Genomic DNA, 25,671 nt, shown 5'->3' on the forward strand with positions numbered 1-25,671 from the left:
AGTGGGCTGGCCGTGCGGGTCAGGCGCCGAGTTCGTCGTCGATGAGCGCGAACAGTTCGTCGGTGGTGGCCGATTCGAGCGCTTCGGAGCCGGATTGGCCGCCCGACAGCGTCTGGTGCAGCGCGGCGACGACCGCCTGCAGCCGGGGCAGGATGCGGGACCGGTCGATCTCCGCGGCGTCGAGCGCGGCGGCCGCCGCTTCGAGCCGGTCGAGCCCGGCCTCGAGCGGGACCTCCGTCTCGCCCGCGCAGAGCTGGCTCCACAGATGCTCGGCCAGCGCCTGCGGGTTGACGTGGTCGAACGCGACCGTGGCGGGCAGCTTCAGTCCGGTGCCGGCACCGAGCCGGTTGCGCAGGTCGACCGCGGTCACCGAGTCGAAGCCGAGTTCCTTGAACGCCCGCGCGGGTTCGATCGCGCCGCCGTCGTCGTATCCGGCGACTGCGGCGACCTCTCCGCGCACCAGGTCCAGCACGGTCCGGCGCTGTTCGGCCGGGCTCAGCGACGCCAGCCTGGTCCCGAGGTCGCCCGTACCCACCGGTTCGGCGTCGGTCCGGTCGGCCGCCGCCTCGGGGATTCCGCGCAGCAGCGGGCGGGGCCGGGCGAGCTGGTAGACCGGCGCGAACGCGGCCCAGTCGATGTCCGCGACGACCAGCTGGGACTCGTCGTGGTCGAGCGCCTGGCCGAGTGCTTCGACGGCCAGCCGCGGGTCCATTTCGGCCAATCCCATGCGGCGCAACAGATCGCTCGCGTCCGCGTCGACCATGCCGCCACCGCCCCAGGAACCCCAGGCCACCGCGGTCGCGGTACGCCCGGCGGCACGACGGCGGCGGGCCAGTGCGTCGAGGTAGGCGTTGCTGGCGCCGTAGGCGGGCTGGCCGGAGGTGCCCCACACTGCGGCGCCGGAGGACATCAGGACGAACGCGTCGAGTTCGGTATCGCCGAGCAGCCGGTCGAGCAGCTCAGCGCCAGTGACCTTCGCGCGGATCGCGGCGGTGAACTCCTCCGGCGTGACGTCGGCCAGCGCGGGTTCGCGGGTCAGCACCCCGGCGGCGTGCACCACAGCGGTCGGCGGGTGCTCGGCGAGCAGCTTGGCCACAGCTGTCTCGTCGGCAACGTCGCAGGCCACGACGGTGACGCGGGTGCCGGACAGCTCCTCCACCAGCTCGCGCGCGCCTTCGGCTTCGAGGCCGCGACGGCTGGTCAGCACCAGGTGTTCCGCGCCTCGCCCGGCGAGCCAGCGTGCGACGTGGCCGCCGACCGCGCCGGTGCCGCCGGTGATGAGCACGGTGCCGCGCGGCTGCCACGACTCGGCGACGTCCGAGCCGAGCGGTGCGTGCACCATCCGCTTGGCGAACACGCCAGACGGCCGGATCGCGACCTGGTCCTCGTCGTTGATGCCGGAGACGACGGCGGCGAGCTTCGCGGCGTCTGATGCGTCGGTGACGTCGACCAGACCGCCCCAGCTGCCGGGCTGGTCCAGGGCGACCACGGTGCCGAGGCCCCAGACCGAAGCTGCTTCGGGGTCGGCGTCGGAGAAGGCGTCGACTGCGACTGCGCCTCGGGTGACGACCCAGGCCGGAGCGTCGATCTCGTTGTCCCGCAAGGCTTGCAGGAGTGCGATGGTGGTGAGCGTCGGGTTCTCGTCGAAGGCGAGCAGCGACAGGACTCCGTCGAACGGGCGGACTGCGGTTGCTTCGCCGAGAAGTTCTGCCAACGCGGTGCGGGTGTAGTCGGCGGCGACCAGGCGGACGACGTCGCCCTGTTCGGCCAACGCGTCCGCCAGGTCGGTTGCCTGCGCATCCCCGGCGGGGACGACGATCAGCCAGCTGCCGGTGAGTCCGCTGGTCACGCCGGAAAGCGGGGCCCAGGACACGCGGTACCGCCAGGAGTCCACGGTGGACAGTTCGGTGCGGCGGCTGTGCCAGGCGGCCAGCGCCGGGACGACCTCGGCGAGCGGGCCGGCTCCGACGCCGAGCCTCGTGGCGAGCGCGTCGACGTCGCCGCCGGTCACGTCCTGCCAGAACTCCTGGTCGGCCACCGGGGTCGCGGTCTCCGCCGTGACGGCTTCTTCTTCGTGCCAGAAACGCTTGTGCTGGAACGGATAGGTCGGCAGGTCGACGAGCTGGCCGCCGGGGACCAGCGAGAGCCAGTCGACCGAACCGCCGCGGACCGAGTACTCCGCCATCGAGGTCGCGAACCGGGTCAGGTCGCCCTCGTCGCGGCGGAGGGTGCCGACGACCGAGCCGGTGTGCCCGGTTTCGTCCAGCGTCTCCTGGATGCTCATCGCCAGCACCGGGTGCGGGCTGATCTCGACGAACCGCGTGTAGCCCGCCTCGGCCAACTGCGCGACGACCGGTGCGAACCGGACCGTGCGGCGCAGGTTGGCGAACCAGTACGCGGAATCCACAGTGGACTCTTCGACGGCGTCGAGGGTGACCGTGGAGGTCATCGCGACGTCGCCGCGCTTCGGCTGGATCGGGCCGAGGTCGGCGAGCAGCCGGTCCGAGAGGTGCTCGACGTGTGCCGAGTGCGACGCGTAGTCCACCGGGACCAGCTTCGCGCGGAAGCCTTCGGCCACCAGCTGGTCGCGCAGCTCTTCGAGCGCTTCGGTGTCGCCGGCCAGGACCGCTGAGGTCGCGCCGTTGTCTGCGGCGACCGAGATCCGGCCGTCCCACGCGCCGAGCCGCTCTTCCAGTTCGGTCGCCGGGAGGCCCGCCGCGAGCATGCCGCCGCCGCGTCCGCCGAGGATGTCGCCGATCGCCTTGCTCCGCAGAGCAACCACCAACGCACCGTCCTCAAGCGACAGTGCACCTGAGACAGTCGCGGCGGCGATTTCGCCCTGCGAGTGGCCGATGACCATGTCCGGCTCGACACCGTGTGCACGCCACAGCGCGGCCAGCGAAACCATGACTGCCCAAAGCATCGGCTGCACGACGTCGACCCGGTCGGCAGGCGGGGTACCCGGTTCGCCGTGGAGAACGGAGATGACCGACCAGTCGGTGAACTTCCGCAGCGCGGTGTCGCATTCGAACATCCGGGCGGCGAAGGCCGGAGACTGCTCGATGAGGTCGAGCGCCATGCCCGTCCACTGTGAACCCTGGCCGGGGAAGACGAAGACAGTGCGTCCACGCACGTCAGCGGAGCCAGTAATCACGTCCGGACGGGAAGCGCCGGAAGCCAAGGCGCGCAAGGCTTCCTCAGCCTGCTTGCGATCTTGCGCGACAACGACCGCACGGTGGTCCAGTGGCGCGCGACCGGCGACGAGCGTGTGCACGACGTCGGCGAGGTCACTGTCCACTTGAGCCAGTTGTCCGGCGGACTCCGCAAGCGCGGCCGGAGTCTTCGCCGACAGAGCCAACGGGTAGACGGGAGCCGAGGGAGCTGCGGATTCCTCGGCGGCCGGAGCCTGCTCCAGGATCACGTGCGCGTTCGTCCCGCTCACGCCGAACGACGACACCGCCGCCCGCCGCGGCCGGTTGACCTCGGGCCACGCCTGCGGTTCGGTGAGCAGCTCGACCGCGCCGGACGTCCAGTCCACGTGCTTCGAAGGCGTCCCGACGTGCAGCGTCTTCGGCAGCCGAGCGTGTTGCAGTGCCTGCACCATCTTGATCACGCCCGCGACGCCAGCAGCGGCCTGCGGGTGCCCCATGTTCGACTTGATCGAGCCGAGCAGCAACGGCGCACCGCTGCTGCGCTGACCGTAGGTTTCCAGCAGCGACTGGGCTTCGATCGGATCGCCCAAGGCGGTCCCGGTGCCGTGGGCCTCGACAGCGTCCACATCGGACGCCGAGAGCCCAGCGTCAACGAGCGCGGCCTCGATCACGCGGACCTGCGAAGGACCGTTCGGCGCGGAGAAGCCGTTGCTGGCTCCGTCCTGGTTGACCGCCGAACCGCGCAGCAGCGCGAGCACGCGGTGCCCGTTGCGCTGCGCGTCGGAAAGTCGCTCCAGGACCAGTACGCCGACGCCTTCCGCCCACGACGTGCCGTCGGCGTCGTCGGAGAACGACTTGCTCCGGCCGTCCGCCGCGAGACCGCGACGGCTGCAGAAGTCCACGAACATCTCCGGCGTGCCCATCACCGCGACGCCGCTCGCCAGCGCGAGCGAGCAGTCGCCGCGACGCAGCCCTTGCGCGGCCATGTGCAGCGCGACCAGCGAAGACGAGCACGCGGTGTCCACCGACACCGACGGTCCTTCGAGGCCGAGGGTGTAGGAAACCTGGCCGGACACGAGGCTGCCGTCGGGGCTGCCGCCGCTGTAGTCGTGGTACATCACGCCGGCGTAGACGCCGGTCGAGCTGCCCTTGAGCCCGTGCGGGTCGAGCCCGGCGCGCTCGAACGCCTCCCAGGACGCTTCGAGCAGGATCCGCTGCTGCGGGTCGGCGCGGCGGGCGTCGCGCGGGCTGATGCCGAAGAACTCGGCGTCGAAATCCGCTGCGTTGTAAAGGAAACCGCCGTGCCGGGTGTAGGTCTTGCCGGGCCGCTCGGGCGTCGGGTCGTAGACGCCCTCGATGTCCCAGCCGCGGTCGGCGGGGAACTCCCCGATCGCGTCGCGGCCCTCGTCGACGAGGTCCCACAGGTCGTCCGGCGTGCGCACGCCCCCGGGATAGCGGCAGCTCATGCCGATGATGGCGATCGGCTCGGTATCGCGCGCCTCCAGCTCGTGCAGCCGGCGGCGGGCCTGCTTGAGATCGGCCGTCGCACGCTTCAGGTAGTCGCGGAGCTTGTCCTCGTTGCTCATGGTCTGCCCGTTCATGAGATGCCCAATTCGTCGTCCAGGACGGCAAACAGCTCGTCGTCGGTGGCCTCGTCCAGATCGGCTTCGGTTTCGGCCCCGGCGTGCGCGTCGGCCCACTTGCGCACCAAGGCGTCCAGCCGGGCGGCGACCTTCGCGGTCGACCCGTTCAGCGTTCCGGCCGCGCCCCCGAGGAGGGTTTCCAGCCGGTCGATCTCGGTCAGCAGCGGTTCGGCCGGACCGCGGCCGACGCCGAGCAGCTCGTGCAGCCGCCGGGCCAGCGCGGCCGGGGTCGGATGGTCGAACACGATGGTCGCGGTCAGCTTCAGCCCGGTCCGCGCGCCGAGCTGGTTGCGCAGTTCGACGGAGGTGAGCGAGTCGAAGCCCATCTCCTGGAACGCGCGCTCCGGCTCGACCGCCGCGGCGTTCGCGAAGCCGAGGATCGCCGCTACCTGCTCGGACACCAGGCCCAGCAGGTACTCCTCGCGCTCGGCCTCGGGGACGGTCGCCAACCGGGTCGCGGCCGGTGCCTTTTTGGCTGGGCGGCGAACCATGTTCCTCAGGACCGGCGGCAGGTCGTCGGTCCGGCTGCGCAGTGCGGCCTGGTCCAAGCGGACCGGCGCGAGCACGGGTTCGGTCGACGCGAGGCTGGCGTCCAGGAGGGCGAGTGCTTCGGCGGTCGCCATCGGCGGCGTGCCCAGACGGCGGAGACGGCGGAAGTCCGCTTCGGACAGTTCTCCCGCCATGCCGCCGTCTTCGGACCACGCGCCCCAGCACAGCGAGGTCGCCGGAAGTCCTTGTGCGCGACGGTGTTCGGCCAGTTCGTCGAGGAACGCGTTGGCCGCGGCGTATCCCGCCTGTCCGGCGGCGAGGACCGTGCTGGCGGCGGACGAGAACAGGACGAACGCGCCGAGGTCGCTCGTCAGCTCGTGCAGGTGCCAGGCTCCGTCGACCTTCGGCGCGAAGACGCGGGCGGTTTCTTCCTCGGTGAGCGTCTCGACGCGTCCGGCCGACGGCACGCCCGCCGCGTGGATCACCGCGGAGAGCGGGCCGACGGTTTCGAGCAGGTTCCGCACGGACGCCGCGTCGGTGACATCGCAGCTTTCGATCGCGACCGTCGCGCCTCGGGAGATCAGCTCGTCGCGCAACTCGGCCGCACCGGGGGCGTTCGCTCCCCGACGGCTGGTCAAGACGAGGTTCCGCACGCCGTGCTTGGTCACCAGGTGCCGGGCGACGACTGCGCCGAGTCCGCCGGTACCGCCAGTGACCAGGACTTTGTCCCAATTCAGTTCGGTCGGTTCCGCGGTGACGGTGGCGAATCGCGGGGCGAAGACCTGGCCGTCTCGGACCGCAGTCTCCGGCTCACCGGTGGCCAGCGCTGTCTCCGGGTCCCCATCGACCAGCGCGAACCGGCCGGGGTTCTCGGCCGCAGCGGCGCGGACCAGCCCCCAGGCCGGGGCGAGCGCTGGATCGACGTCCTCACCGTTGACGGACACCGCTCCTCGCGTGACGACCGCGAGGCGACCGTCACCGTCGAGCGTTTCCTGGATGGCGGCGAGCACCTTCGCCGCGACTGCGCGCGCTGCTTCCGGCACTCGACGCTCCGAAGTGGACACTTCAAGGATCCGGAAGTCGTGCTGTTCGCCGATGTTCTCGACGGACTCCCACTTGACCCGGTACAGCGTGTCTTTCGCCGGAGCCAGCTTCAGCGCCCGTGCGGCGAGTGCCTCGACGGTCAGGACCGGGCCGCCGGTGGCGTCGGCGATCTGCAGAGTGATCGCGTCGGTGCCTGCCGGGGCGACTCGGACTCGCAGCGTCGACGCGCCCGGCGAGTGCACCGTCGTGCCGCTGAAGGAGAACGGCAGCATCGGCGCGGCACCGCCCTCGGGCGCCGGGCCGAGGAGTTGCGCGTGCATGGCGGCGTCGAGCAGGGCGGGATGGACGCCGTAGTCGCGGGCCTCGGCACCGTCCGGGAGCGTGACCTCCGCGTAAATGACATCGCCGTCTTGCCACATCGCCTGCAGGCCCTGGAAAGCCGGGCCGTAGTCGTAACCGAGTGCGGCGAGCGTTGTGTACGGGTCGTCCAGCTCGACCTTCGTCGCACCGGCGGGCGGCCATTCGGCGAGGTCGAACGACGGCAGTTCTGCATTCGGGGCAACGAAACCGCTCGCGTGCCGGGTCCAGGATTCGGCGCTGTCGTGTCGCGAATGGACGGTGACCGTGCGGCGGCCGTTCTCGTCCGGAGCCTCGACGGAGACCTGGATCGCCGCGCTTTCGGTGAGGGTGAGCGGTGCTTCGAGGGTGAGTTCCTCGATGTGCGCGCAGCCAACCTCGGCAGCGGCACGGTGCACCAGCTCGACAAACGCCGTCCCCGGAACCAGGATCGTGCCGAGCACGACGTGGTCGGCGACCCAGCCGACGCTGGTCGTGGACAACCGGCCGGTGAGCACCACCGAGCCGGTTTCCGGCAGGTGGACGACAGAGCTCAGCATCGGGTGTCCGGCGGGCCGCTGGCCGTGCTCGGTCGCGTCGCCGCCGGTCGTGTCGGCGGGGAGCCAGTAGCGGGTGCGGCGGAAGGCGTAGGTCGGCAGCTCGACGCGGCGCGCGCCCGGGTAGAACGCGGTCCAGTCGACCGGGACGCCGCGCGCGTGCAGCGTCGCGAACGCGGTGACGGCAGTGACCGCTTCGCCGCGGTCCTTGCGCTGTGCCGGAATGAAGGCGAGGGTGTCGTCGTCAAACGCGTTCTGTGCGGCGGTGAGGACTGCGGACGGTCCAATCTCGACAAACGTCCGGACGCCTTCGTCCACCAGCTTCTCGACCCCGGCGTGGAACCGGACCGCGGCACGGACCTGGCGCACCCAGTAGTCCGGAGTGGACAGATCCTCGCCGACCCCGACAGTGGAGACGATCGGGATCTGCGGCTTCGCGTAGGTGAGCTTCTCGGCCGCGACGGCGAATTCGGCGAGCATCGGCTCCATCAGCGGCGAGTGGAACGCGTGCGACACCTTGAGCTTCGAGGACTTCCTAGCGGAAAATTCCGCCACCACTGCGGCGACAGCGTTTTCGGTGCCGGAAAGAACCACCGAGTCCGGACCGTTGATCGCGGCAATACTCACCTGGTCAATCAGCTGCGGCGTGACCTCGTCCTCGGTCGCTTGGAGAGCCACCATCGAACCGCCGGACGGCAGCGCCTGCATCAGCCGCGCCCGCGCGCCGACCAACGCCGCCGCGTCCGGGAGCGAAAGAATCCCGGCGACGTGCGCGGCGGCGAGTTCACCGATCGAATGGCCCAGCAGGAAGTCCGGCTTGATCCCCCACGACGCCAGCAGCCGGAACAGCGCCACCTCGACCGCGAACAACGCGGGTTGAGTGAAGCCGGTGCGCTCCAGCTCGGCGGCATCGTCGAGGACTGTCTTCAGCGGACGGTCCAGGTGCGGGTCGAGTTCGGCGCACACGGCGTCGAAAGCCTCGGCGAACACCGGGTACTTCGCGGCGAGTTCCTTGCCCATCCCGGCCCGCTGTGCGCCTTGGCCGGTGAAGAGGAACGCCGTACGGCCGTTGGTGCGACGGTCCCGTACTTCGCGCAGGTCGTCTCGTGTGGTGCCGACGAGCACGGCACGGTGGTCGAGCATGGACCGGGTGGTGGCCAAGGAGAAACCGATATCAGTCGGCGAACCTTCGACCGCCGAGAGCTGGTTCACCTGAGCGTCGAGCGTGTCCGCGCTGTCCGCAGAGAACGGCCACGCGAGCACCGGCACCTCGACCGGCGCGGCGGCATCCTCGACCGGCTCGGCCTGCTCGACAATCACGTGCGCGTTGGTGCCGCTGATCCCGAACGACGACACCGCGGCGCGGCGGGCACGTCCGGTCTCCGGCCACGTCCGCGCCTCGGTGAGCAGTTCGACCTCGCCGGCCGACCAGTCCACGTGCGGCGAGGGCGCGTCGACGTGCAGCGTCTTCGGCAGCACGCCGTGCCGGATCGCTTCCACGACCTTGATCACGCCGCCGACCCCGGCCGCGGCCTGGGTGTGTCCGATGTTCGACTTGAGCGAGCCCAGCCACAGCGGCTCAGTGCGGTCCTGGCCGTAGGTCGCGAGCAACGCCTGCGCCTCGATCGGGTCGCCGAGCTTCGTGCCGGTGCCATGGCCCTCGACGAGGTCGACGTCCGCCGTGCTCAACCCGGCCGATTCCAGCGCCTGGCGAATCACTCGCTGCTGCGCGGGTCCATTAGGGACAGTCAGACCGCTCGACGCGCCGTCGGAGTTCACCGCGGAGCCGCGGATCACGGCGAGCACCGGGTGGCCGTTGCGGCGGGCTTCGGAAAGCCGCTCGACCACGAGGACGCCCGCGCCCTCGCCCCAACCAGTTCCGTCAGCCGCCGCGGCGAACGCCTTGCACCGGCCGTCGTCGGAAAGCCCGCGCTGCTCGGAGAAATACACGAACGTTTCGGGCGTGGCCATCACTGTGACGCCGCCGACCAACGCGAGCGAGCAGTCGCCGCGGCGGAGTGCCTGCGCGGCCCAGTGGAGTGCGACGAGCGACGACGAGCACGCGGTGTCCACGCTCACCGCCGGTCCTTCGAGCCCGAGCGCGTAAGCGACGCGGCCGGAGACGACGCTGCCAGCGGCCGCGTGTCCGGCGTAGTCGTGGTACATGACGCCGGTGAAAACACCGGTTTCACTGCCGCGCAACGTTTCCGGAACGATCCCGGCCCGCTCCAGCGCGGTCCACGAGGTTTCCAGCAGGATCCGCTGCTGCGCGTCCATCGCGAGCGCTTCGCGCGGCGAGATGCCGAAGAATTCCGGATCGAATTCCGCTGCGTCGTAAAGGAAGCCAGCCTCGCGCGTGTTCGTGGTGCCGGGCCGTTCGCCGGTCGGGTCGTACAGGGTGTCCAACGGCCAGCCGCGGTCCTCCGGGAAGCCGCCGATCGCGTCGGTTCCGGTGGCGACGAGGTTCCACAGGTCCTCGGGCGACGTGACGCCGCCCGGGTACCGGCAGGCCATGCCGACGATCGCGATCGGCTCGCCGGCACGCTCGCGCGTTTCCTGCAGTGCCCGCTTCGCCTCGCGAAGATCGGTCGTCGCGCGTTTGAGGTAGGCGAGCAGTTTGCGCTCGTTCTCGCCGCCGGACTGGAAGTCGCTACTCACGCCAATCGCCCCGCCTAACCGCGAAAAAGGGTGGAAAGTGCCACGTCGGGAACGCTACCGACGGCCCCCGCGCGCCCCCACCCCTAGCGGCCCCATATTCAGCCGGCCAGCGCGGCGGCGACCACGCGCGGGGCCGGCAACGCGGCCATCTCCGCACGCAACGCGCTCGCACCGGCACGAAGCGCTTCGCCCGTCAGCCGGGAAATCCCTTCTGCCGTACCGGAAAGCCCCGCACCTGCCGCCGTGACGCGAGTACCGAAGGCGGACTCGGTCAACGACAGCTGCGGCAGTCCGTACGCCACCGCGGCAAGCGCCAAAGTCTCGTCACCGTCGTGCACCACCGCCGCACAGGTCGGCAATACAGCAGCCGGTGGTGCGGCGTCGACGAGCTTCAATTTCTGCGGCAATTCGAGACCAGCGGGCAAATCCGCACCACAGACGATTTCAGCGTCCACATCGGACAGTGCGTGGAAGACCGGCTCATACCACGACGGATCGGTCAGCGACAGGAGAATGCGAGCCCGACGCGCCTTGCGGCGCAACCAAGTCGGCACCTCGACCGGACCGAAGTACGGCACGTGCCGCAGCGGCTGCCCGGGAGATTCCCGCAAGGAAGGCGGAACGACGTCGAGCGTGAGGTCCGCTGAAGCATCCAGCTCGTCAGCCGGACCCAGCACGCGCACGGCCTTAGCATCGACCGCGCGGGCGGCAGCGATTCCGGCGGAGGCATTCGAGATCACCGCCGCGGGCCGCCACAATTGCGCGAACTCGACCAGCGCCGCGGATTCGGTCAGCGCAGCGTCGCCGTCCTCGAGCTCGACCGCGACGCAGCCGGTGCGGAGGATGTCCTCGACGAACGCGGGCCGTCCGGCGATTTTCACGTCGTGCCCGGCACTTCGCAGCGCCCACGCCAGCGGCACCAGGGTGTGGAGACGGGCCGTTGACGACGGCGCGACCAGGAGTACACGCATGGGGATCACTCCAGATACGACGAAAACCGGGCCGGCCCGGTGCGGACAGTCGTCACGAGACTATCCACCCCGGGCCGGCCCGGCGTACCCCTAGAAACCGTTACTGGCCGGGCATTTTCACCGCTTCGATCGCGTTGCGGCGCATCGCCAGCCTCGCCGAGAGCGCGGTCGCCGGCCACACGATCAGGAAGATCGCGAGGACCACGCCGAGGAACACCCAGATCGGCCCGGACGGGATGATCTCGCCGGTCGTCAGCGCCATCGGCACCACCGTGAAGAGCGAAATCACGATGCCGAGCACCAGCCCGGTCACCGCCACGATCCCGCCTTCCACGAACAGCATCCGCCGAATCTGCCCGCGATCCGCACCAGCGAGCCGTTGCGCGCCGAACTCCCGTCGGCGCGCGAGCACGGCCACCGCGAGCGTGTTCACCGCGGCGATCGCGGCGTACGCGATGGCGAGCACGGCCAGCAGGTAGTTGATCAGCGCCTCGACGTCGGCACTCGCCTGGAAACTCGCGGCGAGCGCGCTGTCGTCGCCGACCGTGACCCCGGGCCAGTCCTTCGCCCGGTCGGACAGCGCCGACACGATCGCGCCGGCGTCCCCGCCCCGCACGAGCACCTGCGACGCCAGGCCGCTGGTGGTGTGCGCGGCCAGGAGATCCGCGGGCAAGATCATGCTCGCGTAGCTGGACGGGCTGTCCAGCAGCGCGACCACGGTCACCGGGACCTGCGCCCCGTCGCCGAGCCGCATCTTGATGGTGGAGCCGACCTTGACTTCCAGCTTTTCGGCGACCGACGCGGGCAGCGCCACGGAATTCCCGCGCAGCTGCGTCAGCGAGCCTTCGGTGACCTCGGTGGCGAGTACCGTGCCGCCCTGGTCCTGCGCGGCGACGCCCATCAGCCGCAGCGGGTCGCTTCCGTTGCCGTCGTAGGGCTCCTCGACCCAGCCGGAGCTGGTGACGAGCGGCGACGAGGTCGAAACCCCTGGCGTGCTGCGGATCTGCGCGAGCTCGTCCGGAGAGAATCCGCCCGCGGTCGAGCTGACCACCGCGTCTGCCTTCAGTTGCCCGGCGTACGCGGCGATCTGCGCTTTTTGGGCGGTGGTCTCGGAATACACGTTGCCGAGCGCGACCGCGCTGGCGAGGGTGATCGGCGTGAGCACCGCCGCGAACGCGACCGCCCGCGCCCGGGTGTTGATGACCGCGAGCGTGGCGTCGCGGCCGGCGACCCGGCGCACGAACGGACCGAACCGGTCCACCACCCAGGCGATGATCTCCGGACCGAGCAGCGCGACGCCGATCGCCCCGGTGAGCACCGCCGGTCCGCCGATCGCCGCCGCCGTGTCGGCGGGCATGAAGATCGTGGTCGCGGCCAGCAAAACCGTGGCCGCACCGCAGATCAGCGCGCCCATGCGGCGCATCGCGTTCACCTTGACGCCCGGGATCGCCGCTTCGGCCAGCGCCTGGATGGGCCGGGCCCGCGCGGCGGCCAGCGCGGCGAACCACGCGGCCCCGAAGGTGATCGCGAGCGTGACGACGATCCCGCCGGCGAACGCGATGATGTCCTGGGTGAAGGCGAGTTCGTCCGGCACGATGCCGAGCGAGCCGCTGGTGCTGAAGATCCAGTTCCCGAGCAGGCTGCCCAGGAACGCCCCGCACACCGCGGCGACCGCGCCGACCGCCATCGTCTCCATGACGACCATGCGGTGCACCTGTTTCGGCGTCGCCCCGGTCGCCCGCAACAGCGCGAGTTCCTGCTGCCGCTGCCGGACGGTGAGGCTGATCGTCGCGGAGACGACCAGCGCCATCACGACCAGCACCATGCCGCCGAACACCGCCGCGAGCAGGATCAGCGGCAACTGGCTTCCGCTCACGCCGAGGAATTCGGCCGAACCGCGGTCGTCGCCGGTCAGCACGGTGAGCGAGGGAACCTGCGCGGAGATCTTGCCCGCCAGGTCTGCCGCGTCGACACCGTCAGCCGGGAAAACGCCGACGAGCCCGACCGTGCCGGGATGCGGGTTGAACCGCTGGGCGTCGGTGACAGAGAAGAAGAACGCGGGCGCGCGCACGGTCTGCGACGGCTGCGCGATCCCGGAAATCTGGAACGACTGCCGCTGCCCGTTCACCGCCAGGTCGACCGCCGAACCGGCGTGCAGACCAGCCGCGGACGCGGTGGTCGCGTCAATGACCACCTGCCCCGGCGTGTTCGGCGCCGCGCCCTCGGTGAGCTTGTATCCGCCCAGCGAAGCCGAATCCCAGCCGTGTCCGGAAAGGACAGCCGCACCCGACGCGGCGGGCGCGCCGTCGTGCAGCAGCACGGTCGCGAACGACACGTCCGGCACCGCTTGCCGGACGCCCTGCACCGCGGAGATCTTCGCGACCTGGTCCTCCGGCAGCACCGCACGCTCGGCGTACGGGACGACCTGGGATTCCTCGTCCGGCAGCTTGAACCCGGCGGATCCGCCGACCACGAGAGGCGCCGCGGACAGCCGTTCCGGCGCTGCCTTCAGCACGATCGCCGTCTCGAACAGCCCGGCGCACGCGATCAGCAGACCGCAGCCGATGAAGATCGCGACGAACGACGCGAGCGACGCCGCCGCGCGGTACCGGAGGCTCGACAGCGCGAGCGCGAGCACCACTCGCCGCGAACTCACCGCTGCCTCCTCGCTTGCTCGCCGAGGTGCGCCAGGGTGCTCGCGACCGCGTCGACGCTGGGTGTGGTCATCTGCGTGACGATCCGCCCGTCGACCAGGAACAGCACGTTGTCCGCGTGGGACGCCGCGACCGGGTCGTGGGTGACCATCACGATGGTCTGGCCGGCGCTGACCAGCTCGCGCATCAGGCCGAGCACCTCGAGCGCGGTGGTGGTGTCGAGCGCGCCGGTCGGCTCGTCGGCGAACACCACAGCCGGGCGGGCCGCGAGCGCACGGGCGATCGCGACGCGCTGCTGCTGTCCGCCGGACAGCTCGCCGGGCCGGTGCTTCACGCGCTGCGACAGCCCGACGCGCGCGATCACCTGGTCCACCCACGCCTTGTCGGGCGTGCGGCCGGCCAGGAGCGTGGGCAGCGTGACGTTCTGTTCCACGTTCAGCGCCGGCATCAGGTTGAACGACTGGAAAATGAACGCGACGTGCTCGCGGCGCAGCTCGGTGAGCTGGGTTTCGTTCTTGCCCTTGAGGTCGGTCCCCACGAGGGTGACCTGCCCCGAGGTCGGCGTGTCCAGCCCCGCCGCGCAGTGCAGCAGCGTGCTCTTGCCGGAACCGGACGGGCCCATCACCGCGGTGAAGGTGCCTGCCGGGAAGGCAACGGACACGCCGGCGAGCGCTTCGACGGCGCTCTCGCCGCGGCCGTAGGTCTTGTGCACCGCGTCCAGCTGGACCGGTGTTGCCACGGAAGTGGTGGTGGGCACGTCGTTCACTCCGTTCCGTTCCCGGAACCGCGGCGCTCGAGCGACCACCAGACCGCGAGCACGATCGCGCCCCCGCCCAGCGTCCACAGCCAGAAGGGCGACTTGAAGGACATGCTGATGAGGCTCATCAGCAGCCAGATCACGAACTGGACGCCGGTGATGGCGGCCCAGGCGATCGTGACGATTCGGCGAGCGAGTCCGCTCCCGGAGCGGGTCTTCTCGGTGCTCTCCGACATGAGGCCCCCCAATACGGCTTCGACGGAGTCGGGATTAATTGTGTAAGGCTTGAACAGTTTAGCGGACTCCCGCTGATGGGGGAACCCCAGGGGTTTCGCTCAGGACGCCCGGCCCGCCGTGGCCCGCGCCCGCCGGTCGAAGTCCCGGACGCTCCACACGCCCGCGACCAGCACTCCGCCGCCGAGATAGACCCAGAGCAGCCACAGCGGATCCCACTGCCCGCCGATCACCCCGATGCCGAACCAGATCAGCGTGTTGACCGCCGCGACCAGCACCCAAAGCCCGAACGCGAGCTTCGGCGCGGCCTCGAGCAGCGGCGGCGGCGATGCCGAAGCGCGCCCTTCGACCGCGGCCCGCAACGCCGCGTGCGACCCGGCGAGCCGAATCCGGGCCAGCCTGCGGGCCGCTTCCTGCCCGTCGCAGACCCCTTCGGAACGGGCGTGCTCAACCTCGGTAGCCGCCAGCTTCCGATCCAGTTCGGTGACCTTCCCGAACCCGAACCGGTTGGTCTCGCTCACGTTGGCTCGCCCCCAGACCAGATCAGTGTAAGACTTGCACAGTTTACTGAAAGACGTACCGGAGCGAAAGATGCCGATCGAGCCCGATCCCCGAGCCCTGCCGCCGGGCCTGACCCCAGCCTGGCTGGGCGCCCCCCGTCCCCGCCGAGGACCGAAGCCGTCGCACACAGTGGAGGCGGTGGTAGCCGCGGCTGTCGAGCTGGCCGACACCGAAGGCCTGACAGCCGCGTCACTGCCGAACATCGCGTCCGCGCTAGGCCTGACGACCAACGCGCTGTACCGCTACGTGAGCTCGAAAGACGAGCTGCTGATCCTCCTGGCCGAGGCAGGCTTCGGCCCGCCTCCCGCCGCTCCCCTCAGCCTGGACTGGCGCTCCGCCGTCCGCACCTGGGCCGACGCAGCGACCAAGCGATACGCCGCCCGCCCGTGGCTGCTGGACGTCCGCGAGGGCTTGACCCCACACCGCCTCCGCTGGACTGAGCAGCTCCTGGCGATCTTCGTTGCGGCCGGTTTGTCCACTGTGGACGCCCTGTCGTGCGCAGAACTGGTCTCAGCGGTAGTCCGAGCCACCGCCGACCGCCGGCGCACGGTCGCCGACCCGGACTCGCCGGAATCGACCGAGTACGTAGCCGAGGTGCGAGCGTTCCTGCACCCCCGTCTGACCGAAGGCGACTACCCGCACCTGGCCGAGCTAGCGGAGTCCCGCGAGTTCCCAGCCGCCGCCCCCGAAGACTTCGCCCTGGAACGAGTCCTGGACGGAATCGCCGCACTGCTCCCCTGAACCAAGTCCGTGAGGGGAACCCTGAGGGACTCTGAGTCCCTCAGGGTTCCCCTCACGAACCGCCCGCGCCCGCCGCGATGCGCCCCAACGCCACATTGGGCGCAAGCCCCGCCCCACCGCGAACCGCAGCCAACGCACCCACCCAGCAAAGCACCCACCCCACCCCCAACCCCGATACGAAGCCAAAAACACGGCGCGGGGGCGCTTGTCAAGGCATCTTTCCCGCCTTGACAAGCGCCCCCGCGCCGTAGTCACACTCAAACTTCGGGGTGCCAAGCCTCACCACCCGGGCGCAATGTCGCCGCCAGGCGACGAGCCACCCGAGAGAGAACTCAGAGACTACCCACCCACCCCTCCACAGCCTTAGCCGTAGTCTCCACATCCGCATCAACAATACTGAAATGGTCCCCAGGAACAGTAACCACGACATCCGCCCGATCCCAGGTAGTCCGCCACAACCCAGGATCCTCCTCCGCCCGATCCGCGGAATCCCCAGCGATGACAAACCGCCGATCCGGCCGAACCAACACCACCGGCGCGGAAACCTCAGGCAACCGAACCCCGTCCAGCAATCCGAGATAATAAGCCATCGCAGTCAACTTATCCCGATCAAACGGCCCGAACTGCTCCTCCCGCTCAACCATCCCCGCGGCCATATCCCGAACGGTGTCCCCGGCATCCCCACCGTCATCCATCGCATAGGTGTCCAGCAGCACAACCCCAGCCGCCCCCACCCGGGAAGCCAGCGCATAAGCAAGAACCCCGCCAGATGAATGGCCCACCAAAACAAACGGCCCGTCCCCGGAAAGCCGGACACTCTCCGCCAAAACATCCAGCAACGAATCCAGATCGGCAGGCAACAACTCCCCGGCCACAAACCCAGGCGTAGGCAGAGCAGCAACCCCCCGAACCCCCCGGAACCGAGCCGCGAGCTTCGCGTACTGGTAAGCCCCGCCCATCCCAGCCGGAGTAGGAACCGCCAGCAACCTCACCCCAGCGGGCCCCTCAGCCAACTCCACCGGCCGAGGCGCCTCCGAAAGCTCAGCCACACCATGGAAAACCGGCCGCAACTTCGCAGCCGCCCCCAGCAACGCGAGACCATTCTCGACCTGCCCGCCCCGGACAGCCTCGAAGAACATCTCCGTAACCGGATCCCCGCCAGTCTCAACCGCGGGCCCGGTCAACACGCCGAGCAAATGCTTCGCCAACCCCGCCGGCGTCCGGTGATCGAACGCAACAGACGCGGGCAACGAAACCCCAGCCACCCCACCGATCCGATTCCGCAACTCAACCGCGGTCAGCGAATCGAATCCGATCTCCAGGAAGTGCGCGTCCTCGTCAAGCTCGGCGGCATCGGCATACCCCAGCAGCCCAGCGACCTGCTCCAAAACGAACGCCAGCAGCCCCTTCTCGGTGAGCTCCAACTCCGAGACATCGTCAGCCACCGCACGCCGCTTCTTCACCACGGCCTGCCCCGCTGAGGCAGCCTCCGGAGCCACCAGCTCCCGCACCGTCACCGACTCAGCCGCGGCAACCGCCCGCCCAGAACGATCAGCGAACAACACCGCCACCCGATCGTCGGCAACCGGAGTCACCCGAACCCGAAGCTTCACCGCCCCGGTAGCGAACAACCGGAAGCCCCGCCATTCCACCGCATCCCCGCCCACAGCGGACAGCGCGGCGTCAAGCACCACCGGAGACAACCCGAACCGCTCGTCCGGAGCGACTTCGATCTCCCCGAACACCACCCCGTCAACAGTCCAAGCAGCGTCCAGCCGCCCAGCACTCACCGGCTCCGCCCCAGCAGGCGGCCACTGGCCAATGCCCTCCGGCTCACCACCGTCGTCCACCGCCAGCACCCCCTCGGCATGCCGTGTCCACGCATCGTCGTGTCGCGAGTGGACAGTCACCGGACGCTTCCCGATGTCATCCGGCTCGCCCACCACGATCTGCACGTGCGCAGAAGCCAACGGCGACTCAACGGTCAACCGCACCACGCGTCCGCAGCCGACCTCATCCCCGGCCCGAGTAGCCAACTCCACAAAGCCCGCTACCGGGAACGCTTCATCGGCAGGCAACGTCCCGCTCAACACCACAGTGGACGATCCAGCGACAGTCAACGGAGGCCCGAACAACGTCGCGAGCCCAGTCCCGTCGGCCCGCCGAGCCTCCATGTCCACCGACGGCCAGTACCGAGTCCGGTGGAACGCATACGGCGGCAACGGAACCGTAGCCGCGGCTCGCCCGGAGAACATCCGTCGAACATCCAGCCCCGCGCCAAGGACGTGCAGCTGCCCAGCCGCCAGCAGCGTCGAAGCGACCTCACCGCGATTGCGCCGAAGCACCGGAACGAACTCCGCGTCCTCGATCACAGCCTCAGCGGCCGCCGTGAGCACCCCATTCGTACTCAACTCGACAAAACGAGTCGCCCCCGAAGCCTTGACCGCGTCCGCGAACCGAACCGTGTTGCGGCAGTTAGCCACCCAATGAGCCGGATCGGACAACTCGTCCGTCACCTCAGCACCGGTGACCGTCGAGACCACCGGCACAGTCGGCGTCGCGAACGTCAACTCCTGCGCGATCTCTTCCAGCTCTTCGAGAATCTCGTCCAGCAACGGCGAGTGAACCGCACAATCGATCGCCAGCCGGTTAGTACGCCGGCCAAGCTTCTCGAAGTGCTCAACAATCGCCTGGACGGCACCGTCCACACCGGACACCACCACCGACCGCAGCCCGTTCACCGCAGCCAGCGCAACGTCCTCGCCCAGCAACGGCCGCACCTCGTCCGCACTGGCCTCGACCGCGACCACCGCACCAGCCCGAGTCTCCGCCATCAGCTGACCTCGGTGCGCGACAAGCTTCACCGCGTCGTCCAAAGAGAACGCCCCGGCCAGATGCGCGGCCGCGATCTCACCGACCGAATGCCCGACGAGTACCTCCGGCCGCTGCCCCCACGATTCCAGCAGCCGATACAACGCCACGGAGAACGAGAACACCGCGGCCTGGCTGAACTGAGTCCGGTCCAGCAACTGCGCGTCGACCGATCCGGCTTCAGCGAACATCACCGTGTGCAACGACCGCCCGAGATGCTGATCGAACTTCGCCGCAACCCGCTCCAGTTCATGCGCGAACACCGGGAACGCAGCGGACAGTTCCGCACCCATCCCAGCCCGCTGGCTGCCCTGGCCCGGCAAAAGGTACGCAGTCCGCCCGCCAGAGCGAGCGCGTCCCGTCACCACCGAGTCCGAAGTAGACAACGCCGCCAGCGCCGCACGGAGCTCAGCCGCATCCGAACCGACCACCGCAGCCCGGTGCGAGAACAACGGCTGACGATTCGCCTGCGAGTAAACGACATCCAACGACGGATGCGCGTCGAGGTGCGCCAGCAACGCCCGCGCCTGATCAGGAAGCGCCGCCGCCGTACGAGCCGAGAACACGAGCGGCGGCAACACGCCACCGGAATCAACCGTCTCAGCCGCTTCCGCCACTGCCTCCGGAGCCTGCTCCAGAATCACGTGCGCGTTGGTCCCGCTGTACCCGAACGCCGACACCGCAGCACGCCGCGGCCGATCCACCTCGGGCCAGTCCCGAGACTCGTCCAGCAGCCGCACAGTTCCGGCAGCCCAGTCGACATCGTGCGTCGGCTCGGTGACGTGCAAGGTCGACGGCAACACTCCGTGCCGCATCGCCTGCACCATCTTGATCACACCCGCGACACCCGCCGCCGCCTGAGTGTGCCCGATGTTCGACTTCACCGAGCCAAGCCACAGTGGACGGTCCGCCGACCGTTCCCGACCGTAAGTGGCCAGCAGCGCAGCGGTCTCAATCCGGTCGCCCAGCGGAGTACTCGCGCCATGCCCCTCGATAGCGTCCACATCGGACGCCACCAGACCAGCCGCCGTCAATGCCCGCCGAATCAACTTCTCCTGCGCCGGAGCACTGGGCGCGTTAAGACCGTTGGAAGCACCATCCGCGTTGACCGCGCTGGACTTCACCACAGCCAGCACGTCGTGCCCGTTGCGCTGCGCGTCAGACAGCCGCTCGATCACAAGCACCCCGACGCCCTCGCCCCAGCCAAACCCGTCGGCCGCAGCCGAGTACGGCTTGCACCGGCCGTCCCGAGCGACAGCACCGTCAAGGAACTGCGCGAACGGCGCCGGCGAAACGAGCGCCGAGACACCCGCGACCAAGGCGAGCGAGCAGTCCCCACCGCGCAACGCCTGGGTCGCCTGATGCAAGGCCACCAACGACGACGAGCACGCCGTGTCCACCGACACCGCGGGCCCTTCGAGACCGAACGCGTACGCGACCCGCCCGGAGACCACGCTGCTCAGCGCACCGGACCCGCGATAGGCCCCGCCGCCCTGTTCGAGCGCGTCGCCCGGGTCGTAGTCGGACTGCATCACGCCGACGAACACCCCGGTCGTGCTCCCCTTGAGCGCCAGCGGATCCACCCCGGCGTTCTCCAGCGCGACCCACGACGACTCCAGCAGCATCCGCTGCTGCGGGTCCATCATCACGGCCTCGTTGGGGCTGATGCCGAAGAACGCCGCGTCGAATTCGGTGGCGTCCGGCACGAACCCGCCGCGCGGCGTGCCGCCGTCGGGCGCGACCTGCTCGAGCCAGTGGTCCATGTCCCAGGCCCGGTCGGCCGGGAAGTCGCTGGTCCCGTCCTGACCGGCGGCGACCAGCTGCCACAGCTCGTCCGGCGTGGTCACCCCGCCGGGGAACCGGCAGGCCATGCCGACGATCGCGATCGGCTCGTCGCTGCCCACCACCGTGGTCTCCGGCCCGGCCGCGTCCGGGTCCAGGTCGCCGAGCAGCTCGTCGTGAAGGTGCGCGGCGAGGTCGCCAGCGGTCGGGTGGTCGAAGACGAGCGTCGCGGTGAGGCTGAGGCCGGTGACCTCGTTGAGCGTGTTGCGCAGCTCGACCGCGGTCAGCGAGTCGAAACCGAGGTCCTTGAACGCCCGGTCGGCGTCGATCATGTCCGTCGACGTGTGCCCCAGCACCGCCGCCGCGTGCTCGATGACCAGGTCGCGCAGGTGGTCAAGCCGCTTGTCGGCGGGAAGGCGGACCAGCTTGCCCAGCAACGAGTCCGTCCCGGCCTCCCGGTCGGCGACGGTACGCCGAGCCGCCGGGACCAGGCCGCGCAGCAGGTCCGGCACCGCGCCGGCCTCGCGCCACGCGGGCAGGTCGAGCTTCACCGGAACGAAGACCGTGCCCGTCGAGCTGACCGCGCTGTCGAACAGCGCCAGCCCCTCCGCCGCGCTGAACGCGCCGAGCCCGCGCTTGCCATTCGTTTCGCCAGCCATCCCGGCCGACGATTCCCACATGCCCCACGCCAGCGAGTGCGCCGGTTTGCCTTCGGCACGGCGGTGCGCGGCGAGAGCGTCGAGGAAAGCGTTTGCGGCGGCGTAGTTCGCCTGGCCAGGAGCACCGAGCACGCCAGCGGCCGACGAGAAGGTGATGAACGCTGAGACGTCGCCAGCCAGTTCGTGCAGGTGCCAGGCGGCGAGTGCCTTCGGGTTGAAGACGCCGTCGATCCGCTCCGGCGTCATCGACGGCAGCACACCGTCGTCCAACACACCGGCAGCGTGCACCACCGCGGCGACCGGGTGCTTCTTCAGCAGCCGCGTCACCGCCCGGCGATCGGTGAGGTCGCACGCGGCGACGGTCGTTTCCGCGCCGAGTTCGGTCAGTTCCGCGACGAGTTCCGCAGTGCCGGGTGCCTGGTCGCCACGACGGCTGACCAGCAGCAGCCGCTTTGCGCCCTGCTTCGCGAGGTGCGTGGCGACGATCCGGCCGAGCGCCCCGGTACCGCCAGTGAGCAGCACGGTCCCGGCCGACCAGTCGACCGGCTCCCCCAGCTCTGGCGTCGCCCGGACAAGACGCGGCACGCGCACCTCGGCGCCGGACACCCGGACCGCCGATTCGTCCGCAGCCGCGATAGCCGCGAGCTGTTCGTCGCTGGCGTCGCCTTCGACGAGCACGATCCGGCCCGGATTCTCCACCTGCGCGGACCGGACGAGGCCAGCCACCGCAGCCCCGGCGAGGTCGTTGCCGGTCACTACGAGAAGCTTCTCTTTACCGTCCGACTGCAGTTTGGACAGTGCACTGTGGACGGCCTTTTTCGCCTTCGCCGCGTCATTCCCGGCCTTCGCCCGGTAGACCTCGTAGGCCTCCTGCGCGTCCGGCGCGTCCGGCAGAGTCGTCGGCACCCAGTCCACTTCGTACAGTTCGTCCGAACCAGCCGGAGCCGCGGCTGCCAGCTGTTCCTCGCTGATCTGCCGCAACTTCAACGTGCCTACCCGCGCGACCGGCGCGCCCGCGCTGTCGGCAAGACGCAGCTCGACAGCCTGCTCACCGGTCGGTCGCACGTGGACTCGCAGCGAAGACGCACCGGTCGCGAAAAGCTCCACTTCGGACCAGGCGTACGGCAGCGTCGTCCCTTCCCCTGCCGCCGCACTGAGCCCCACTGCGTGCAGGGTCGCGTCGAACACCGCCGGGTGCAGACCGAACGCCTCGGCCCCGATCCGTTCCTGCTCGGGCAACGCGACCTCGGCGTACACGTCCTCGCCGCGCTGCCACGCCGCCTGCAGCCCCTGGAACACCGGCCCGTAAGCCATCCCGTGCTCGGCCAGCAGGTCGTACATTCCCTCGACGTCCACCGTCTCAGCACCGGACGGAGGCCATTCGCCCAGGTCGAAGTTCGTCCCGGAAGCGGCCGACGCGAGAGTGCCGTCCGCGTGCCGGGTCCAGCCGACAGCGGTGGCGAGATCGTCGGGTCGCGAGTGGACACTGATCGGCCGAGTCCCGTTGGCGGCCGGAGTTCCGATGCGCACCTGGATCCGCGCCGCACCCTTCGCGGGCAGCACGAGGGGCGCGTGCAGCGTCAACTCCTGGACGCGACCGCAGCCGACCTCGTCACCGGCGCGCACGGCAAGTTCCACAAACGCCGTGCCGGGCAACAGGATCGAGCCGCCGACGGCGTGGTCGGCCAGCCACGGATGCGTCGCCGTGGAAACTCGACCGGACAGCACCACGCCGTCCGCGTCGGCGAGCAACGTCGCCGCGCCGAGCAGCGGGTGGTCGACCGGGTCGAGGCCCATCGACGAGACATCCCCGGATTCGGACGACACCTCCAGCCAGTAACGCTGGTGCTGGAAGCCGTACGTCGGCAGGTCAGCCCGGCTCGCGCCCCGTGAGGCGAAGTGCGCGGCCCAGTTCGGCACCACGCCGCGGACGTGCAGCGTCGCCAAGGCGGTCAGCAGCGCCACGTCCTCGGGGACGTCACGACGCTGGCCCGGCACGGCGACCGCGTCACCGGCGGACTGCGGGACCACGGCGGTCAGCGGCGCGTCCGGACCCAGCTCGAGGAACCGGTTGACCCCTTCGGCAGCAAGCGTGCGGACAGCATCAGCGAAACGGACCGGCTCGCGGACATTGCGCACCCAGTATTCGGGGTCGGTCAGCTCGGCGTAGACCTCTTCGCCGGTCACGCTGGAGATCACCGAAATCGTCGGCTGCGCGTAAGCGATGCTCTGCGCAACCGCCCGGAACTCGGCAAGCATCGGCTCCATCAGTCGCGAGTGGAACGCGTGCGAGACCTTGAGCTGCGTCGTCCGCCGCCCGGCGTCGCTGAACTTCGCGGCCACCGCTACGACGGCGTCCTCAGCACCGGACACCACCACGGAACGCGGACCGTTCACCGCGGCGACATCGACCGTCCCTTGTGGATCGTGCTCCGCGACCTCCTCCGGATTTCCTTCGACGGCCACCATCGCGCCGCCCTTCGGCAACGCCTGCATCAACCGTCCGCGAGCGGCGACCAGCTTTGCCGCGTCAGCCAACGAGAACACGCCCGCACAATGCGCGGCGGCAAGCTCGCCGATGGAGTGGCCGCACAGCGCGGCCGGAGCAAGACCCCACGATTCGACCAGCCGGAACAGCGCAACCTCGAACGCGAACAGCGCGGCTTGGGTGTTCGCGGTCTGCGCCAGCACGTCCGCGGCACCGTCGATCACTTCACGGATCGGCCGGTCGAGATGCCGGTCCAACTCCGCGCACGCCGCCGCGTAAGCCTCAGCGAAGACCGGGAAGACCTCCAGCTGACGGCCCATGCCGACTCGCTGAGATCCCTGTCCGGAGAACAGGAACGCCAGCGATGCCTCGCCGCGCGCCAGGCCGCTCACCGCGCCCAGCTCACCATTCGCGAGCGCGTTCAACGCGGGCAGAACGTCCTCAATGGACTTCCCGATCACCGCAGCGCGGTGGTCAAGATGCGTCCGCGACGCGCCCAAGGTGGCGGCGACGTCGAGCAGGTCCAGTTCCGGTTGTGCCGCAAGGTGTTCAGCCAGTCGCGCTGCCTGCACCCGCAATGCCTGCGGCGTCCGGCCGGAAACGACCACCGGGATCGCCGCCTCGTCGCGCGGATTTTCCACCGCATCTGGTGCCGGTGCTTCCTCGATGATGATGTGCGCGTTGGTCCCGCTGAGCCCGAAGCACGACACCGCACCGCGCCGAGGCTGTTCCCCGCGCTCCCACGGCCGAGCCTCGGTCAACAGCTCTACCTTGCCCGAGGCCCAGTCCACGTGCCGAGTCGGCTTGTCGACATGCAGCGTCTTCGGCAGCAGGTCGTTGTTCAGCGCCAGCACGATCTTCAGCACGCCAGCGACACCAGACGCGGCCTGTGTGTGTCCCACGTTCGACTTGATCGACCCCAGCCACAGCGGCTCTTCGCGCTCCTGGCCATACGTCGCGAGCAGCGCCTGCGCTTCGATCGGGTCGCCCAGTTTGGTCGCGGTGCCGTGTGCTTCGACGACGTCGATCTCGTCCGGCCGCAGCCGCGCGTTCGCCAGCGCCTGCCGGATCACGCGCTGCTGCGCGGGCCCGTTCGGCGCGGTCATGCCGTTGGACGCGCCGTCCTGGTTGATCGCGGTGCCGCGGACGATCGCCAGCACCGGGTGCCCGTTGCGCCGCGCGTCAGACAGCCGCTCGACCAGCAGCATGCCGCAACCCTCGGACCAGCCGGTACCGTCCGCCGAGTCGGCGAAGGTACGGCAGCGGGCACTGCGGGCGAGCGTGCCGTCGAGGGAGAACTCGACGAACGTACGCGGCGTCGACATCACCGAGACCCCGCCAGCGAGCGCGAGCGTGCATTCACCGTTGCGCAGCGCCTGCACCGCCAAGTGCAGCGCGACCAGCGAGGACGAGCACGCGGTGTCGATGGTCACCGCGGGTCCTTCGAGCCCGAAAGTGTAGGCGAGGCGCCCGGAAATGACGCCGGAGGAACCGTAGCTGCCCTGATAGTTGTGGTACATCGTGCCCGCGAAAACGCCGGTCGGACTGCCCTTCACCGAATGCGGCGCGATCCCCGCGCGCTCGAACGCCTCCCAGGACGTTTCGAGCAGCAGCCGCTGTTGCGGGTCCATCAGCAGCGCCTCGCGCGGGCTGATGCCGAACAGGTCGGCGTCGAAATCGAGCGCGTCGTGCAGGAATCCGCCCTCGCGCACATAACTCGAACCCGGCCGCTGCCCGGTCGGGTCGTAAAGCCGTTCGAGGTCCCAGCCCCGGTTCGACGGGAACTCGCCGATCGCGTCGACACCCCCGGACAGCAGTTCCCACAACGCTTCCGGGGTGCCCGCGCCGCCGGGAAGCCGGCAGGCCATCCCGACGATCGCGATCGGCTCCCGTGCGGCTTCGGTGAGCTTGCGGTTCTTCTCGCGCAACCGCTCGGTTTCCTTCACCGAAGCCCGGAGCGCACCGACCAGCTTCTCCTCGGAGTTGCCCACGTGCCCACGTTCCTTCCGCGTCGCATGCTCGCCCGACGTCGTGACGATACGAGCGCGCCCGCGCGGCGACCCACCCCTAACGG

7 protein-coding genes and 2 pseudogenes are annotated in these 25,671 nt (G+C 69.8%); 1 reads left to right on the forward strand and 8 read right to left on the reverse strand.

The genetic code is table 11. From position 1 onward, the window contains the following. Nucleotides 1–19 precede the first annotated feature (19 nt). The 7 genes and pseudogenes from ACFORO_RS46060 to ACFORO_RS46090 all read right to left on the reverse strand — a co-directional run. Nucleotides 20–4,702 (reverse strand): annotated as a pseudogene (locus ACFORO_RS46060) (type I polyketide synthase); the annotation flags it as partial. A 47-nt stretch (nt 4,703–4,749) separates the two neighbouring features. Then, nucleotides 4,750–9,879, reverse strand: coding sequence for an SDR family NAD(P)-dependent oxidoreductase (locus ACFORO_RS46065; RefSeq protein ID WP_377896781.1), 5,130 nt, complete (start codon nt 9,877–9,879; stop codon nt 4,750–4,752). 98 nt (nt 9,880–9,977) lie between these two features. Further along, complete coding sequence (locus ACFORO_RS46070; RefSeq protein WP_377874480.1) at nt 9,978–10,850, reverse strand: nucleotide disphospho-sugar-binding domain-containing protein; 873 nt, start codon at nt 10,848–10,850, stop codon at nt 9,978–9,980. A 100-nt stretch (nt 10,851–10,950) separates the two neighbouring features. Then, nucleotides 10,951–13,506 carry an FtsX-like permease family protein gene (locus tag ACFORO_RS46075; RefSeq protein ID WP_377874478.1) on the reverse strand — a complete coding sequence of 852 codons (2,556 nt, stop codon included), beginning with the start codon at nt 13,504–13,506 and terminating at the stop codon, nt 10,951–10,953. Beyond that, nucleotides 13,503–14,270, reverse strand: a complete 768-nt coding sequence (locus ACFORO_RS46080) for an ABC transporter ATP-binding protein (protein WP_354745006.1) — start codon at nt 14,268–14,270, stop codon at nt 13,503–13,505. The genes ACFORO_RS46075 and ACFORO_RS46080 overlap by 4 nt, the downstream gene beginning before the upstream one ends. Continuing rightward, nucleotides 14,267–14,497 carry a hypothetical protein gene (locus ACFORO_RS46085; RefSeq protein WP_354745004.1) on the reverse strand — a complete coding sequence of 77 codons (231 nt, stop codon included), beginning with the start codon at nt 14,495–14,497 and terminating at the stop codon, nt 14,267–14,269. Before ACFORO_RS46085 ends, ACFORO_RS46080 begins: the two co-directional genes overlap by 4 nt. 99 nt (nt 14,498–14,596) lie before the next feature. Beyond that, the gene (locus ACFORO_RS46090) at nt 14,597–15,016 is read right to left on the reverse strand and encodes a hypothetical protein (RefSeq protein WP_354745002.1); all 420 of its coding nucleotides are present in this window, start codon (nt 15,014–15,016) and stop codon (nt 14,597–14,599) included. A 70-nt stretch (nt 15,017–15,086) separates the two neighbouring features. Between ACFORO_RS46090 and ACFORO_RS46095 the strand changes: the two genes are divergently transcribed. Beyond that, the gene (locus ACFORO_RS46095) at nt 15,087–15,797 is read left to right on the forward strand and encodes a TetR/AcrR family transcriptional regulator (RefSeq protein WP_377874474.1); all 711 of its coding nucleotides are present in this window, start codon (nt 15,087–15,089) and stop codon (nt 15,795–15,797) included. A 332-nt stretch (nt 15,798–16,129) separates the two neighbouring features. Here the strand turns inward: ACFORO_RS46095 and ACFORO_RS46100 are convergent. Further along, nucleotides 16,130–25,588 (reverse strand): annotated as a pseudogene (locus ACFORO_RS46100) (type I polyketide synthase); the annotation flags it as partial. Nucleotides 25,589–25,671 lie beyond the last annotated feature (83 nt).

This window comes from Amycolatopsis halotolerans (assembly GCF_042647905.1).
Classification (GTDB): Bacteria; Actinomycetota; Actinomycetes; order Mycobacteriales; family Pseudonocardiaceae; genus Amycolatopsis; species Amycolatopsis halotolerans.

Bases quoted from the DNA above. Each gene is read 5' to 3' on its own strand.
- ACFORO_RS46070 (WP_377874480.1), bottom strand. From the start codon at position 10,850: ATGCGTGTACTCCTGGTCGCGCCGTCGTCAACGGCCCGTCTCCACACC.
- ACFORO_RS46085 (WP_354745004.1), bottom strand. From the start codon at position 14,497: ATGTCGGAGAGCACCGAGAAGACCCGCTCCGGGAGCGGACTCGCTCGC.
- ACFORO_RS46095 (WP_377874474.1), top strand. From the start codon at position 15,087: ATGCCGATCGAGCCCGATCCCCGAGCCCTGCCGCCGGGCCTGACCCCA.